The following is a 15,074-nucleotide window of genomic DNA, read 5'->3' as shown; positions in this document are numbered from 1 at the left end:
AGCCGGGCTGGGCGTGCACGAGAGGGCGGCACCGCCTGGTCGGACCGGGTGCCCGCCTCTCCGTGCCGAAGACCGGTATCGCGGGGCCGGGGACCCGCGGGACGGAACGGGCCCCGCACCTCGTCGAGGTGCGGGGCCCGGCCGAGCGGTGTGGGGGTCAGCTCGCGAGCATGCCCCGGAGCACGTACTGGAGGATGCCGCCGTTGCGGTAGTAGTCCGCCTCGCCGGGGGTGTCGATGCGGACGACCGCGTCGAACTCCACCTTCTCGCCGGACTCCTTGGTCGCCGTCACGTGCACCGTGCGGGGGGTCGTGCCCGAGTTGAGCTCGGTGATCCCCGCGATGTCGAAGGTCTCGGTGCCGTCGAGGCCGAGCGAGGCGGCCGACTCACCCTGCGGGAACTGCAGCGGGATGACGCCCATGCCGATCAGGTTGGAGCGGTGGATGCGCTCGAAGGACTCGACGATCACGGCCTTGACGCCCAGCAGCGCGGTGCCCTTGGCCGCCCAGTCGCGCGACGACCCGGAGCCGTACTCCTTGCCGCCCAGCACGACCAGCGGGATGCCCGCGGCCGCGTAGTTCTGCGCGGCGTCGTAGATGAACGCCTGCGGGCCGCCCTCGACGGTGAAGTCACGGGTGTAGCCACCCGAGACGTCGTCCAGCAGCTGGTTGCGCAGCCGGATGTTGGCGAACGTGCCGCGGATCATGACCTCGTGGTTGCCGCGCCGCGAGCCGAAGGAGTTGTAGTCCTTCTTGTCCACCCCGTGCGAGTCCAGGTAGACCGCGGCCGGGGTGCCCGGCTTGATCGCACCGGCGGGGGAGATGTGGTCGGTGGTGACCGAGTCGCCCAGCAGCGCCATCACGCGTGCGCCGGAGATGTCGGTGACCGGCGCGGGCTCCGACGCCATGCCCTCGAAGTACGGGGGCTTGCGCACGTAGGTGGACTGGGGGTCCCACTCGAAGGTCTTGCCCTCCGGGGTGGGCAGCGCGCGCCAGCGCTCGTCGCCGCGGAAGACGTCCGAGTAGGACTTGGCGAACATGTCCTCGTCGATCGCGCCGTCCATGACGGTGTTGATGTCCTCGGTGGAGGGCCAGATGTCGCGCAGGAACACGTCGTTCCCGTCGGTGTCCTTGCCCAGCGGCTGCGACTCGAAGTCGAAGTCCATGGTCCCGGCCAGCGCGTACGCGACGACCAGGGGCGGGGACGCCAGGTAGTTCATCTTGACGTCCGGGTTGATCCGGCCCTCGAAGTTCCGGTTCCCGGACAGCACCGAGACGACCGAGAGGTCGGCCTCGTTCACGGCGGCGGAGATCTCCTCGGGCAGCGGGCCCGAGTTGCCGATGCAGGTCGTGCAGCCGTAGCCGACGAGGTTGTAGCCCAGCTTGTCGAGGTAGGGCCAGAGACCGGCCTTCTCGTAGTAGTCGGTGACGACCTGCGAGCCCGGCGCCATCGACGTCTTGACCCACGGCTTGACCGTGAGGCCCTTCTCGACGGCGTTCTTGGCCAGCAGGGCCGCACCCAGCATGACCGACGGGTTCGAGGTGTTGGTGCAGGAGGTGATCGAGGCGATCACCACGGCGCCGTGGTCCAGCACGAACTCGCCGCGCTCGCCCTTGACCGTGGTGGGCTTCGACGGGCGGCCCGCGCAGCCCTCGGCGGCCGAGAACACGACCGGGGCGGCCTCGTGGCCGTCGGTCGAGGTGGCGGGGGCGTCGCTGGCGGGGAAGGACTCGTCCGAGGACTCGTCGACGCCGCTGAGCTCCTCGGCGACCGCGTCCGTCGTGTAGTTCTGCACCGCGGTGCGGAACGCGGCCTTGGCCGACGCCAGCTCGATGCGGTCCTGCGGGCGCTTCGGGCCGGAGATCGACGGGACGACCGTCGACAGGTCCAGCTCCAGCGTCTCGGAGAAGGTCGGCTCGGCGTCGGGGTCCAGCCACAGCCCCTGCTCCTTGGCGTACGCCTCGACGAGCGCGATCTGCTCGGCGGAACGGCCGGTGAGCTTGAGGTAGCGGACGGTCTCGTCGTCGATCGGGAAGATCGCGGCGGTGGAGCCGAATTCGGGGCTCATGTTGCCGATGGTGGCGCGGTTGGCCAGCGGGACCGCGGACACGCCCGCGCCGTAGAACTCGACGAACTTGCCGACGACGCCCTGCTTGCGCAGCATCTCGGTGATCGTGAGCACCACGTCGGTGGCGGTGACGCCCGCGGGGATCTCGCCGCTGAGCTTGAAGCCCAGGACCTTCGGGATGAGCATCGACACGGGCTGGCCGAGCATGGCCGCCTCGGCCTCGATGCCGCCGACGCCCCAGCCCAGCACGCCCAGGCCGTTGACCATCGTGGTGTGCGAGTCCGTGCCGACGAGGGTGTCGGGGTAGGCCTGGCCGTTGCGGGCCATGACCGTGCGGGCCAGGTGCTCGATGTTGACCTGGTGCACGATGCCGGTGCCCGGCGGGACGACCTTGAACTCGTCGAACGCGCCCTGACCCCAGCGCAGGAACTGGTAGCGCTCCTTGTTGCGGCCGTACTCGAACTCGATGTTCTTCTCGAACGCGTCGCTCGTGCCGAAGAAGTCGATCATCACCGAGTGGTCGATGACCAGCTCGGCGGGGGCGAGCGGGTTGACCTTCGCGGGGTCGCCGCCCATCTCGGTCACGGCCTCGCGCATGGTCGCCAGGTCGACGACGCACGGGACGCCGGTGAAGTCCTGCATGATCACCCGGGCGGGGGTGAACTGGATCTCGGTGTCCGGCTCGGCGGCGGGGTCCCAGTTCGCCAGGGCGCGGACGTGGTCGGCCGTGACGTTGGCGCCGTCCTCCGTGCGCAGCAGGTTCTCGAGCAGGACCTTGAGGCTGTACGGGAGCTTCTCGGCGCCCTCGACGGCGGACAGTCGGAAGATCTCGTACGAGTTGTCACCGACCTCGAGGTTTCCCTTGGCTCCGAAGCTGTCGGTACTGGCCACTTCCGGCTCTCCTCTGCGATCGCTCAAGTGGTGGGCGCGTCGTGCGGGAGTCTCGCGCATCGAGTCGGTCGCGGCATCGTGACCCCCGTCCTGACTCAAACAGTACGCCTGTCCTATTTCGGGGTCCAGGCGACCCCCGACACAGCGGAACGGCCGGTCGCGGGGTGCGACCGGCCGTTCCGTCCCTCGTCAGTTGCCTGCGGCGATGAGCGCGTCGATGTCACCGGGCTGCAGGGCGCCCAGGACGTCGGCGTAGAGCTGCACGACGGTCTGGCCGGGGGAGACGTACCACTGGCCGTCGACCTCGGTGGTCAGCACCTTGACGTTGAGCAGGGCGGTGACCAGGCGCGGGGCCAGGTCGTTCAGGGCGGGGGAGTTCCCGACCTCCGACAGGCCCGCGGCGGCGAGGTCGGCCGTGCAGAGCCGCTGCTGGCCGCCGCCCTGGGGGGACGACATCAGGAGGCAGTCGCCGTCCCGCTTGACGTCGAGCCGGACGCCGTCGGGCGTCTGGATGCTGACGCTCGCGAGCGAGAGGCCGGTGTGGCCGCGGACGTCCGTCTCGGTCGTCTGGAGGTCGAGCAGCTTCGCCCCGGACGGCTGCGACCCGGCGGCGGCCGCGACGAGCGCGGGGCCCGCGTCGTGCAGGGCGCCCATCTCCTCGGGGTCGGTCAGCGCGATCACCCGCTGGACGTCCGAGTCCAGCGCCGCGGTGATCACGTCCTTCAGCGCGTCCTGCGCGGTGGGGGCGCCCGCGGCGGGCACCGACGTCGTCGGCCAGGGCTCGTTCTCCGACTTCAGCGCGTAGTCCGCGGCGGTGTAGAGGCCGCTGACGTACCAGCTGCCGTCGACCTGGACGGTGGCGATCCGGATGGGCTCGCCCTCCTGCTGCACGACCTGCGCGATGTCGATCGTCTCGGGCGTGCCCGCGGGGGGCTCGCCGTTCGGGAACAGCTTCTGCTTGAAGGAGTCCGTGAACGGCAGGTCGCCCGCCTGCGGGTTGGTGGTGATGGTGCCCGCGACCAGCTTGGTGATCGTCACGTTGGGGCGCACCGACTCCGCGGCCGCCTCGTCGAACCGCAGGCCGGTGAACGTGACCGTGTCGAGGCTCTGGTTCGCCGCGGCGTCCGGCTTGAGGATCTCCAGCCGCACCAGCTCGCGGGTGAGCACGTCGCCCAGGTCGGTGAGCAGCGCGGTCTCGTTGGGGGCGATGCGGCTCGCGGCCCGCAGGTAGTCCTTGCCCTCGAGGTCCCCGGCCAGCGCCGTGACGACCTCGGTCGGGGAGCTCGCACCGCCGGAGTTCCCGAGCAGGGCGTACGCGGTGTAGCCACCGCCGCCGAGCACCGCCACGATCGCGATGATCGCCGCGATCAGCGGCCACCGCTTCTTCTTGCGCGGGGGCTCGCCGCCGCCCTCGCCGCCGTAGCCGGGAGGGGGCCCGAAGTTCGGGGGCGGGCCGCCGTAGCCCTGCTGGGGCGGGTACTGCTGGGGCGGGTACTGCTGGGGCGGGTACTGCTGGGTCGGGTACTGCTGGGTCGGGTACTGCTGCGGCGGGTACTGCTGGGGGTACTGCGGCTGCTGGGGATGGGGGGCGGTCTGGCCCCACCCGGGCGCGGGGGGCGCGCCGGCGCCCGGGCCCTGCGCCCACTGCTGCTCTCCGGGCTGGGGGCCGTTCGGTGGCGGCCATCCCCCCTGCTGCGGTCCGGTCACGGCCTGCGTCCCCTCGTCATGCGCCCCGGGCTGGGAACGCTGGTGTCTCGCTCGGAAGCACTATCGCGGATGATCTTCGGTCTGAAACAGGGTGGAAGTACTGAGATCGGGTGGTGTCAGCACCGTGATCCGAATGGTCCGAGTGGAGCAACGGGTCCTTCGACCGGAGGAACGCCCGCGGTCGTGTCGGCGTGGCGCCGGGGCCGGGCGCCCGCGCGATGTCAAGGTTCCCCGCGTCTGATCTTGGAGGGGAAGCGTGCGGGTCCTGCGTGGCGTCCTGGTGGTCGTTCTGGCCGCGGCGCTCTCGACGACGGGTGTGGCGGTCGCCCAGCCGTCCCCGCCGCCGAACCCCACCAACGACGACCTGCAGCGCAGCCGCGACCAGGTCGACCAGCGGGCGTCCTCGGTCGCCCAGCTCACCCAGCGGCTGGCCGACCTGCAGGCGGAGGCGGACGACCTGCAGATCCAGGTCGCCGTCGAGCACGAGTCGGCGAACCAGGCGCTCGACGTCCTGACCGGCGCCGAGGCCGCGGCCGACGCGGCGACGGCGCGGGCCGAGTCCGCCCGCGCGCAGACGGAGGCGGCAGGCAAGGCGATCGACGCCGCCCGCACCCGGCTCGACGACTTCGTGGCGGGCACCTACTCCCAGGGGCTCGATCTCGGGCCGATCGGCCTGCTCACCACCGCGAGCGGCCCGGACGACCTCGTCGACCGCGCGCAGCTCACGGACGCCCTGGCCCAGCAGCAGGCCGCCGCGCTCGACGGGCTGCAGCGCGCCCGCGTCCAGAAGGCCAACGCCGACTCCGCCGCCCGCGCGGCGCAGGAGGAGGCCGAGCGCAGGCGGCAGGCCGCGGCGGACGCGAAGACCGCCGCCGACCAGGCCCTGGCGGGCGCGCAGGCGAACGCGGCCGCGCAGGCGCAGCGGCTCTCGGCCGTCGCGACCGAGCAGCAGCAGGTCCAGGCCCAGCTCGACGCCGCCGAGAACGCCGACGCCGGCCTGCGCGCCCAACGCCAGCGGTTCCTCGACTGGCAGTCGGCCCAGCGTGCGGCCGAGCTCGCCGAGCAGCGCCGCGCCCAGGAGGAGGCCGCCGGACGTGCGGCCGCCGCACCCCCGGCGACGTCCCGGCAGACCGGTTCCGGCGCCGTGCAGACCGTGATCGACCGCGCCATGGCCCAGCTCGGCGTGCGGTACTCGTGGGGCGGCGGCAACTCCCGCGGCCCGACGGTCGGCGTGCGCGACGGCGGCGTCGCGGACTCCTTCGGCGACTACCGCAAGGTCGGGTTCGACTGCTCCGGGCTGATGCTCTACGCCTTCGCGGGCGCCGGGGTGAACCTGCCGCGCTGGAGCGGCAACCAGGCCACCTTCGGGCTGCAGGTCCCGCGGTCGCAGATGCAGCCCGGCGACATGCTGTCCTGGGCGCGCAACGGGCGGACCTACCACATCGCGCTGTACATCGGGAACGGCCGGATGATCGAGGCGCCGTACTCCGGGGCGTCGGTCCAGATCTCCCCGGTCCGCTACACCGGCGGGCTCGCCCCGACGGTCTCCCGCGTCCTCTAGGTCCTGCGGCTTCGCCACTCGTGCGCGGTAAGTGGTGCTCTGGCACCACTTACCGCGCACGGGCGCCGTAGGCGCATTTCACGTCCGGTGGTGTCTCATGAGCGGCGTGCAGCCGTCTTCCTCGCCCGAGCCGACGCCCAAGTCCGACGCCGAGCTCCTGGAGCGGGCGGTCTTCGAGATCAAGCGGGTCATCGTCGGGCAGGACGTGCTCGTCGAGCGGATGCTCGTCGGGCTGCTCGCCAAGGGACACCTGCTGCTCGAGGGCGTCCCCGGCGTCGCGAAGACCCTGGCCGTGGAGACCGTCGCGAAGGTCGTCGGCGGCTCGTTCGCGCGCCTGCAGTTCACCCCCGACCTCGTCCCGGCGGACATCCTGGGCACCCGGATCTACCGGCAGGGCCGGGAGGAGTTCGACGTCGAGCTGGGCCCGGTCGTCGCGAACTTCGTCCTGGCGGACGAGATCAACCGCGCCCCGGCGAAGGTCCAGTCGGCGATGCTCGAGGTGATGGCCGAGCGGCACCTGTCCATCGGCGGCCGCACCTTCCCGATGCCCGACCCGTTCCTGGTGCTCGCCACCCAGAACCCCATCGAGAACGAGGGCGTCTACCCGCTGCCCGAGGCGCAGCGGGACCGCTTCCTGTTCAAGATCGTCGTGGAGTACCCGGGGATCGAGGAGGAGCGGGAGATCGTCTACCGGATGGGCGCCACGCCGCCGGTGGCCGAGCAGGTGATGAGCCCCGCCGAGCTCGTCCGGCTGCAGAACACGGCCGCCGAGGTCTTCGTGCACCACGCGCTCGTCGACTACGTGGTGCGGCTGGTGGTCGCCACGCGGACGCCCGCCGAGCACGGCCTCGGGGACATCGCGGGCTGGGTGTCCTACGGCGCGTCGCCGCGCGCCACGCTCGGCATCGTCGCGGGCGCCCGGACGCTCGCGCTGGTCCGCGGCCGGGACTACGTGCTGCCCCAGGACGTCCTCGACGTCGCGCCGGACGTCCTGCGCCACCGCCTCGTCCTGTCCTACGACGCGATCGCCGACCAGGTCCCCGTGGACCACATCCTGCAGCGGGTGCTCGCCACCGTGCCGTTGCCGCAGGTCACGGCGCGTCCGCAGGCCGCAGCACCCGGCCCGCCCGCCGCCGCGTCCGTCCCGCAGGCGCCGCCCGCATGACGGTGCCGACCGGCGGATCCGCGTCCTCGGGAACGCACCCGCCGTCGCTGGGGGAGGGGCGCCTGGAGGCCGGGCTGCGGACGCTCGAGCTGACCGTCCGCCGTCGGCTCGACGGGCTGTTGCAGGGCAACCACATCGGCCTGCTGCCCGGGCCCGGGTCCGAGCCCGCCGAGGCGCGCCTGTACCGCGCGGGCGACGACGTCCGGCGGATGGACTGGGCCGTCACCGCGCGGACGACCGAGCCGCACGTCCGCGAGACCGTCGCGGACCGCGAGCTGGAGACCTGGGTCGTGCTCGACCTGTCGCCGAGCCTGGACTTCGGCACGGCCGACTGCGAGAAGCGGGACCTGGCGATCGCCGCACTGGCAGCGGTGGCGCACCTGACCCGCGGGGGCGGCAACCGGATCGGGGCGATCGTCTCGACGGGCGCGGAGACGGTCCGCATCCCGGCGCGCGGGGGAGTGGGGCACGTCCGGACCCTGATGCGGCGGGTGGCGTCGATCCCGTCCGCGGCGGAGGGCACCCGCGGGGACCTGACGGCCGCGCTCGACCAGCTCCGTCGCCCGCCGCGGCGGCGCGGGCTGGCCGTGGTGATCTCGGACTTCCTCGGCGAGCCCGTCTGGGAGCGGTCGCTGCGCGCCCTGTCCGCCCGGCATGAGCTGCTGGCCGTCGAGGTGGTGGACCCGCGCGAGCTGGACCTGCCGGACGTCGGGACGGTCGTGCTGGCCGACCCCGAGACCGGCAGGCAGCGCGAGGTCGAGACCACGCCCCTGCTGCGCCGGGAGTTCGCCGCGGCGGCCGCGGAGCACCGGGACCGGGTGGCGGAGGCGTTGCGCCGCTGCGGGGCCGGGCACCTTCGGCTGAGCACGGACTCGGACTGGGTGGCCGACATCGTGCGCTTCGCCCTCGCCCGCAAACGGGTGGGATCGCGATGAGCGCCGCGCGGGTGCGCCGTTCGCCGGGGGGTGCGCGATGAGCCCGGGGAGGGTGCGATGAGCTTCGCCTCGCCGTGGTGGTTGCTCGGGCTGCTGGTCGTCGCGGCGCTCGTCGTGGGTTACCTCGTGCTGCTGCGCCGCCGCCGCCGGGACGTCGTGCGGTTCACCAACCTGGAGCTGCTGGAGAAGGTCGCGCCGGAGCGGCCCGGCTGGTACCGGCACGTACCCGCCGCGGCGCTGCTGACCGCGCTCGCCGTGCTGACGGTCGCGCTGGCCGGGCCCGAGGCCGAGGCGCGGGTGCCGCGCAACCGGGCGACGGTCGTGCTGGTGATCGACGTGTCGCTGTCGATGCAGGCCACGGACGTCGAGCCGACCCGGCTCGCGGCCGCCCAGGCCGCGGCGAAGTCGTTCGCCGACCAGCTCACGCCGGGGGTCAACCTCGGCCTGGTGGCCTTCGCCGGGACCGCGGCGGTGCTCGTGTCGCCGACCACCGACCGGACGTCGGTGAAACGGGCCGTCGACGGGCTGAAGCTCTCCGAGTCGACGGCGACGGGTGAGGCGATCTTCGCCTCCCTGCAGTCGATCGAGTCGTTCTCCCAGTCCGTCGCGGCGGCCGGGAACGGCGACGACGGCCCGCCGCCCGCCCGGATCGTGCTGATGTCCGACGGCAAGCAGACCGTCCCCGGGCCCGACGGCGAGAACGAGCCGCGCGGTGCGTTCACCGCGGCCCGACAGGCGGCCGAGTCCCGGATCCCGGTGTCCACCATCTCCTTCGGCACCGAGTACGGGACCATCGACATCGAGGGCGGCCGCACCCGCGTGGCCGTGGACGACGCGTCCATGCAGACCATCGCCGAGCTCTCCGGCGGACAGTTCTTCACCGCGGCCAGCGAGGACGAGCTCCGGCGCGTCTACGCGGACCTCTCCGAACAGATCGGCTACGAGATCCGCCGCGTGGACGCCAGCCGCCCCTGGCTCGTGGGTGGGGCGCTGCTGCTGGTCGTCGGACTGGGCGTGGGGCTGGTGCTGGGCCGCAGGCTGCCCTGAGCCCCTCGTGAGTGGCAATCGTCGCCGGGGCGACTATCGCCGCTCACGGGTGCACTAGGTTCGGTGCCCGTGAGTAGGAGTGTGCTCGTCACCGGAGGAAACCGCGGAATCGGCCTGGCGATCGCGGAGGCGTTCGCGGCGCAGGGGGACCAGGTGGCGGTGACCTACCGCAGCTCCGCGGACGGGCTGCCGGACACGCTGTTCCCCGTGCAGTGCGACGTCACCGACGCCGCCGCCGTCGACGCCGCGTTCACCGCGGTCGAGGAGAAGAACGGGCCGGTCCAGGTCCTGGTGTCCAACGCGGGCATCACCGACGACGGCCTGCTGATGCGGATGAGCGAGGACTCCTTCACCTCGGTCGTCGACGCCAACCTCACCGCCGCCTACCGGGTCGCGAAGCGCGCCTCGCGCGGCATGCTCAAGGCCCGCGGCGGTCGGATGATCTTCATCTCGTCCGTCGTCGGGCTGCTGGGCAGCGCCGGCCAGGTCAACTACGCGGCGTCCAAGAGCGGCCTCGTCGGACTCTCCCGCTCGATCGCGCGCGAGCTGGGCTCGCGGGGGATCACGGCGAACGTGGTCGCCCCCGGGTTCGTCGACACCGACATGACGCGCGCGCTGTCCGACGAGCGCCGCGCCGAGATCACCAAGCAGGTCCCGCTGGGCCGCTACGCCTCCGTCGAGGAGGTCGCCGCCGCCGTCACCTGGCTCGGGTCCGACCAGGCGGGCTACGTCACCGGGGCGGTCATCCCGGTCGACGGCGGCCTCGGCATGGGCCACTAGTTCCCCGCACAGAAAGGCTCGACGATGGGGCTGCTGGAAGGCAAGAAGCTGCTGGTCACGGGTGTGATCACCGATGCGTCGCTGGCGTTTCACGCCGCGAAGATCGCGCAGGAGCAGGGTGCGGAGGTCGTGCTCACCGGGTTCGGCCGGATGCGGCTGGTGGAGCGGATCGCGCAGCGGCTGCCCAAGCCCGCGCCGGTCGTCGAGCTGGACGTGTCCGACCAGGAGCAGCTGGACTCCCTGGTCGAGCGGGTGTCGCCGCACCTCGGGGACTCCCCGCGGCTGGACGGGGTGCTGCACTCCATCGGCTTCGCCCCCGCCTCCTGCCTCGGGGAGGGCGCGTTCCTGAACGCGCCGTGGGAGGACGTGGCCACGACCATCCAGGTGAGCGCCTACTCGTTCAAGTCGCTCTCGGTGGCGCTGCTGCCGCTGCTGGGCGAGGGCGCCTCGATCGTCGGGATGGACTTCGACAACCGGCAGGCCTGGCCCGCCTACGACTGGATGGGCGTCGCGAAGTCCACGCTGGAGTCCGTCACCCGCTACCTCGCGCGGGACCTGGGGCCGAAGGGGATCCGGGTGAACCTGGTGGCCGCGGGCCCGGTGAAGACCATGGCCGCCAAGTCCATCCCGGGGTTCTCGGCGTTCGAGGACAACTGGGACGGCCGCGCGCCGCTGGGCTGGGACGTCACCGACCCGGTGCCCGTCGCCAAGACCGTGTGCGCGGTGCTGTCGGACTGGCTGCCCACCACCACCGGCTCGATGGTGATGGCGGACGGCGGCTTCCACGCCGTGGGGGTCTAATAAGGGGCGTGTATGACGCCCTGCTCTTCCTCTCCTTCGGTGGGCCCGAGGGCCTCGACGAGGTGCGTCCGTTCCTCGAGAACGTGGTGCGCGGCCGCGGGGTCCCCCCGGAGCGTCTGGACGCCGTCGAAGAGCACTACAAGCACTTCGACGGCGTCTCGCCGATCAACGCCCGCAACCGGGAGCTGATCGCGGCGCTGCGGGAGCGGACGGACCTGCCGGTCTACTTCGGCAACCGCAACTGGCACCCCCTGGTCGAGGACACCGTCGCGGAGATGACCCGGGACGGGATCCGGAACGCGCTGGTGTTCGCCACCAGCGCGTACGGCGGGTACTCGGCCTGCCGCCAGTACGACGACGACATCGCGAGAGCGCGCGCCGCGGTGGCGGGCGCGCCCACCCTGACGAAGCTGCGCCACTTCTTCGACCACCCGCTGTTCGTGCAGGTCAACGCCGACGCGATCCGCGCCGTCATGATCGACGGCGCGCGGGTGGTGTTCACCGCCCACTCCGTGCCGACGGCGGCGGACGCGGCCGCGGGGGTGCCTGCGGAGGGCGGGCACCGCTACTCCCGGCAGGTCGCGGAGGCCGCCCGGCTCGTGGCGGGGGAGCTGGGCCTGGCGGAGTACGACGTCGTGTGGCAGTCGCGGTCCGGGCCGCCGCAGGTCCCGTGGCTCGAGCCGGACGTCGTGGACCACATCGAGGCGCTGCACGAGAAGGGCGTCGAGGCGGTGGTGGTCTCGCCGATCGGCTTCGTCTCCGACCACGTCGAGGTCGTGTGGGACCTGGACAACGAGGCCGCGGAGAAGGCGGCCGAGCTCGGCATGGGCTTCGCCCGCGCCGCCACGGCGGGTCCGGACCCGCGCTTCGCCGACATGGTCGTGGAGCTGATGGCCGAACACCTCGCCGAGGCCCCGCCCCGAGCACTGGGTGGGGTGCCGAGCGCGGGCTGCACCGTGGACGGGGCCCCCTGCGCGGTCGACTGCTGCCTGCCCGCGAAACGCCCCGCCCGCTGACCCGTGAGCGGCGATGGTCGCCAGAGCGACCATCGCCGCTCACGGGGTGGGGCGGCCGTAGCAGAAGGTGCGGACCGGGCCCTCGTCGACGCCGGCGAAGGGGGCGAAGAGCGTCTCGTGCGCGGCGCGGGCCCGGGGCTCGGTGACGGGGTCCAGGGCGGTGACCGCGCGGAGGATCCAGCCGTCCGCGAGCTTCCCGCCGAGCGGACGCAGCTCGATCACGCTCGGGACCCCCGCCGTGGGGCTCGTGGCCGCCACGACGCCGTCGAGCGCCGGGGTGGTGGTCCGCAGCAGGCGGGCCTCACCGGCGTAGGCGTGCGGGGTCGGCGGATCGGCGTGGATGGTGTGTGCCTCGGCGTAGGGCAGCCACCGGAGCGTGCCCTCGCCGCCGAGGTCGGGCAGCGTGATCTCCCGCGTCCCGACGACCCGGACCTGCCCGAGGTGCGTGCCGCGCAGGTGCGGCGGCAGGCCGGGCGAGTCCGGGAACGGGACGAGCGTGAGGGACGCCGTGACCTCCGGCGGGAGCCCGGCGGTCGCCTCGGCGAAGCGCGCGGGCAGGTCGTCGGTGACGGGGACGGTCAGGGCGCCGCCCCAGACCCGCGGCAGCTCCACCAGGCCGATCTCGACGGCGGTGACCACGGTGGCGTCCGTCGGCATCCGGTCGGTCCGCACCGCCCGGCCGTCCGGCGTCACGCCCTCGACGGCGCGCAGGTGGTCCGCGCCCGTGCCGAACGCGCGGCTCAGGATGCCGAACCCGCCGCCGCGCAGATAGCCGACCACGCCGACGCCCGGTGAGCTGCCGTTGACCGGCGCGAGGCCGTGCGGGGTGGTCGCGGCGACGACGTCGCCCCAGGTGGAGCCCGCCGCGATCCGCGCGGTGCGCGCCCGCGGGTCGACGGTCACACCGGTGAGCCGGGTCGTGGAGAGGAGCACGCCGCCGTCGAGCGCGGCGACCCGCCCGTGACCGGAGGACTGGACGGCGTGCGGCCCGTCGAGGGCGAGCGCCTCGCGCACCTCGTCGACGGTCCGCGGGACGGCGACGACGTCCGGTCGGTGCGGCCGGTTCGTCTGATAGCCGGTGGTCAGGGTGGCGTACTCGGCGGTGTCGGGTCCGTAGGTGTCCATGGGTCCACCGTGGGGGTCCGCCGGTCAGAAGTCCAAGAGATGGTCCGACTAGAGGCTAGCATTATCAGTTATGGAGCTGCGTCACCTGCGCTATCTCGTGGCCGTCGCGGAGGAGGGGACGGTGACGGCGGCGGCTGCGCGGCTGCACGTCGCCCAGCCCGGGGTCAGCGCACAGCTGCGGCAGCTGGAGCGGGAGCTGGGGGAGCCGCTGCTGGTCCGGTCGGCGCAGGGGGTGGCGCTGACCGAGGCCGGCACGGCGGTGCTCCCCTTCGCGCACGCCGCGCTGGCCGCGGTCGAGGGGGCACGGCTCGCGGTCGACGAGCTCAAGGGACTCGTTCGCGGGCGGGTGGTGGTCGGGATGGCGCCCTCGCTCGCCGCGACCGACCTGCCCGAGCTGCTCGCCGAGTTCCGGGCGGCGCACCCGCGCGTCGAGGTGGTGCTGCGCGAGGGGACGTCCGCGGAGCTGCTGTCCGGGCTGGTCGGCGGCACGGTGGACCTCGCCTGGGTGGGGGTGGCCGAGGAGCTGCCCGCGGGGATCGAGAGCCGCACGGTCACCGACCAGGTGCTCGTCGCCGTCGGCCGCGCGGGCCCGGTCGAGCTCGCCGACCTCGTCCGAGGGCCCGTGATGTGCATGGCCGCGGGCAGCGGCCCGCGCGCGGCGTTCGACCTCGCCTGTGCGCGCGCCGGGCTCCGCCCGACGGTCGCGTTCGAGGCGGGTGACCCGCTGCTGCTGGCGCGGCTGGCCGCCCGCGGGCTGGGTGTCGCGGTGCTGCCCGCCGGTGCGGTGCGCGCCGCGGGCCTGGAGCTCGAGCCCGCGCCGATCGTGCCGGAGATGCGCAGCCGGATCCTGCTGGCCTGGCGCGGGGCGGGCCCGAACGGCCCGGCGGCCCGCGCGCTGATCGCCCGCGCCGCGCGTTCCTGATGGCTGATGGTGTGCAGCCACTGCGGTCGTCACCGCGCTGAGCGCACGGAGCCGGTGATCATGCAGCACTCAGCGCACGAAAGGGGCAACCCCCGGGTGGTCAGGCGGGCGCGTAGGTCCGCACGGCCTCGGCGACCGCGGCCCGACGAGCGACACGGACCGCGGTCTCCAACGGGCGCAACGCCTCCCGCCTGGCGGTGGCCGCGCTCGCCGTCACCGCGCCGCCGGGCTCGTCGACCAGGGCGGCGGCCAGGATCGCCTCGACCTCGTCCGCCTGCTGCAGGACGCGCAGGGCGCGCGGGGGCATCCCGGCGGGCCAGTGGGTGGCGGGCCGGGCGCGCAGCGCGGCCGCGATCTCCTCCCGGACACCGGGCCGGTGCCGTGCGACCCCGAGCTCGGTGAGCAGGGAGGTCGACTCGCGGACCTGGCGCCGCAGCTCGTTCTCCGCCTCGGCGAGCGGGACGTACTCGGCGGGCGCGACCGGCGTCGGCACGGAGTACACGGTCCAGCGGACGACCCCGTCGGCCACGGCGGACGGCACCACGCCGAGCCCGGCCTCGCCGAACAGGACGCCCTCCTCGGCTGCGATCACGGCCGAGGCGAAGGGGCCCGGCCCAGGGAGCCCGCGGACGTCCCCGGGGGCCGTCAGGACCAGGCGCGCGGGCCCGCGGGGGGCGCGGCGCAGGGCGGCGAACAGGAAGGTCAACGACGTGACGGGCGCGCCGGGGGCGGGGAGGCCCGTGGCGGCCGCGGTGGCGTCGTCGGCGGCGAGGACGTCGTGGGCGTCCGCCCAGGGGGCGAGGGCGTCGAGCACGTCGTCCGGGGCGGCGGACCCGGCCAACCAGGCCGAGGACCAGACCGCGAAGGTGGCGGAGGAGCGGGGCACCGAATCAGGCTAACCACCGCGCGGGCCGGGCCGGCCCCTGCCGTGCGGGTGACAGCGCGTGACGGTCGGTGAGCGGTCGGGCGGCGCGCCGACGACGGCCCGGGGTGCCCGGAGCGGGGGACCCGCGTGGTCGGAGCGGGGGACTCGCGCGTGTCGGCGGGGATCGGGCG

Annotated in this window: 12 protein-coding genes; 8 read left to right on the top strand and 4 right to left on the bottom strand. The window is 73.6% G+C overall.

All coding sequences use genetic code 11. The features are described 5' to 3' along the window. Positions 1-157: 157 nt before the first annotated feature. Together acnA and L3X23_RS09705 are read right to left on the bottom strand one after the other, a co-directional pair. Positions 158-2,959 carry an aconitate hydratase AcnA gene (gene acnA, locus L3X23_RS09710; RefSeq protein ID WP_237191909.1) on the bottom strand — a complete coding sequence of 934 codons (2,802 nt, stop codon included), beginning with the start codon at positions 2,957-2,959 and terminating at the stop codon, positions 158-160. A 189-nt stretch (positions 2,960-3,148) separates the two neighbouring features. Beyond that, a complete protein-coding gene (locus tag L3X23_RS09705) occupies positions 3,149-4,666 on the bottom strand; it encodes a flagellar basal body protein FliL (protein ID WP_237191907.1) in 1,518 nt (505 codons plus the stop codon). 256 nt (positions 4,667-4,922) lie between these two features. On the opposite strand from L3X23_RS09705, the gene L3X23_RS09700 reads away from it, so the two are divergent. The 7 genes from L3X23_RS09700 (at position 4,923) to L3X23_RS09670 (ending at position 11,971) form a co-directional block, all read left to right on the top strand. Beyond that, positions 4,923-6,227 carry an NlpC/P60 family protein gene (locus L3X23_RS09700; RefSeq protein ID WP_237191905.1) on the top strand — a complete coding sequence of 435 codons (1,305 nt, stop codon included), beginning with the start codon at positions 4,923-4,925 and terminating at the stop codon, positions 6,225-6,227. Positions 6,228-6,324: 97 nt separating this feature from the next. Beyond that, positions 6,325-7,392 (top strand): MoxR family ATPase, encoded by a 1,068-nt coding sequence (locus L3X23_RS09695; protein WP_237191902.1) that lies wholly within the window; start codon positions 6,325-6,327, stop codon positions 7,390-7,392. After that, entirely contained in the window at positions 7,389-8,327 is a 939-nt protein-coding gene (locus L3X23_RS09690) for a DUF58 domain-containing protein (protein ID WP_237191900.1), read from the top strand. The genes L3X23_RS09695 and L3X23_RS09690 overlap by 4 nt, the downstream gene beginning before the upstream one ends. A 57-nt stretch (positions 8,328-8,384) precedes the next feature. Then, positions 8,385-9,374 carry a VWA domain-containing protein gene (locus L3X23_RS09685; protein WP_237191898.1) on the top strand — a complete coding sequence of 330 codons (990 nt, stop codon included), beginning with the start codon at positions 8,385-8,387 and terminating at the stop codon, positions 9,372-9,374. A 69-nt stretch (positions 9,375-9,443) separates the two neighbouring features. After that, positions 9,444-10,154, top strand: a complete 711-nt coding sequence (gene fabG / locus L3X23_RS09680; RefSeq protein WP_237191896.1) for a 3-oxoacyl-ACP reductase FabG — start codon at positions 9,444-9,446, stop codon at positions 10,152-10,154. A 24-nt stretch (positions 10,155-10,178) separates the two neighbouring features. After that, positions 10,179-10,955 carry an enoyl-ACP reductase FabI gene (fabI, locus tag L3X23_RS09675; RefSeq protein ID WP_093077734.1) on the top strand — a complete coding sequence of 259 codons (777 nt, stop codon included), beginning with the start codon at positions 10,179-10,181 and terminating at the stop codon, positions 10,953-10,955. An 8-nt stretch (positions 10,956-10,963) separates the two neighbouring features. After that, a complete protein-coding gene (locus L3X23_RS09670) occupies positions 10,964-11,971 on the top strand; it encodes a ferrochelatase (protein ID WP_237191894.1) in 1,008 nt (335 codons plus the stop codon). 39 nt (positions 11,972-12,010) lie between these two features. Here the strand turns inward: L3X23_RS09670 and L3X23_RS36580 are convergent, their stop codons facing one another. Then, positions 12,011-13,096, bottom strand: a complete 1,086-nt coding sequence (locus tag L3X23_RS36580; RefSeq protein ID WP_374204829.1) for an FAD-binding oxidoreductase — start codon at positions 13,094-13,096, stop codon at positions 12,011-12,013. Between the two features lie 70 nt (positions 13,097-13,166). Between L3X23_RS36580 and L3X23_RS09655 the strand changes: the two genes are divergently transcribed. Continuing rightward, entirely contained in the window at positions 13,167-14,018 is an 852-nt protein-coding gene (locus L3X23_RS09655) for a LysR family transcriptional regulator (RefSeq protein WP_237191892.1), read from the top strand. A 100-nt stretch (positions 14,019-14,118) separates the two neighbouring features. Here the strand turns inward: L3X23_RS09655 and L3X23_RS09650 are convergent, their stop codons facing one another. Next, positions 14,119-14,904, bottom strand: a complete 786-nt coding sequence (locus L3X23_RS09650) for a hypothetical protein (protein ID WP_237191890.1) — start codon at positions 14,902-14,904, stop codon at positions 14,119-14,121. Between the last annotated feature and the right edge of the window lie 170 nt (positions 14,905-15,074).

The sequence above is a fragment of the Pseudonocardia sp. WMMC193 genome (assembly GCF_021728735.1).
Classification (GTDB): domain Bacteria; phylum Actinomycetota; class Actinomycetes; order Mycobacteriales; family Pseudonocardiaceae; genus Pseudonocardia; species Pseudonocardia oroxyli.
The sequence above is the reverse complement of the archived record's forward strand: the minus strand, read 5'-3'. Positions and strand labels throughout refer to the sequence as shown.

Excerpts from the sequence above, each read along its gene's own strand:
- L3X23_RS09695 (WP_237191902.1), top strand. The coding sequence starts at position 6,325 with ATGAGCGGCGTGCAGCCGTCTTCCTCGCCCGAGCCGACGCCCAAGTCC.
- L3X23_RS09690 (WP_237191900.1), top strand. The coding sequence starts at position 7,389 with ATGACGGTGCCGACCGGCGGATCCGCGTCCTCGGGAACGCACCCGCCG.
- L3X23_RS09685 (WP_237191898.1), top strand. The coding sequence starts at position 8,385 with ATGAGCTTCGCCTCGCCGTGGTGGTTGCTCGGGCTGCTGGTCGTCGCG.
- fabI (WP_093077734.1), top strand. The coding sequence starts at position 10,179 with ATGGGGCTGCTGGAAGGCAAGAAGCTGCTGGTCACGGGTGTGATCACC.
- L3X23_RS36580 (WP_374204829.1), bottom strand. The coding sequence starts at position 13,096 with ATGGACACCTACGGACCCGACACCGCCGAGTACGCCACCCTGACCACC.
- L3X23_RS09655 (WP_237191892.1), top strand. The coding sequence starts at position 13,167 with ATGGAGCTGCGTCACCTGCGCTATCTCGTGGCCGTCGCGGAGGAGGGG.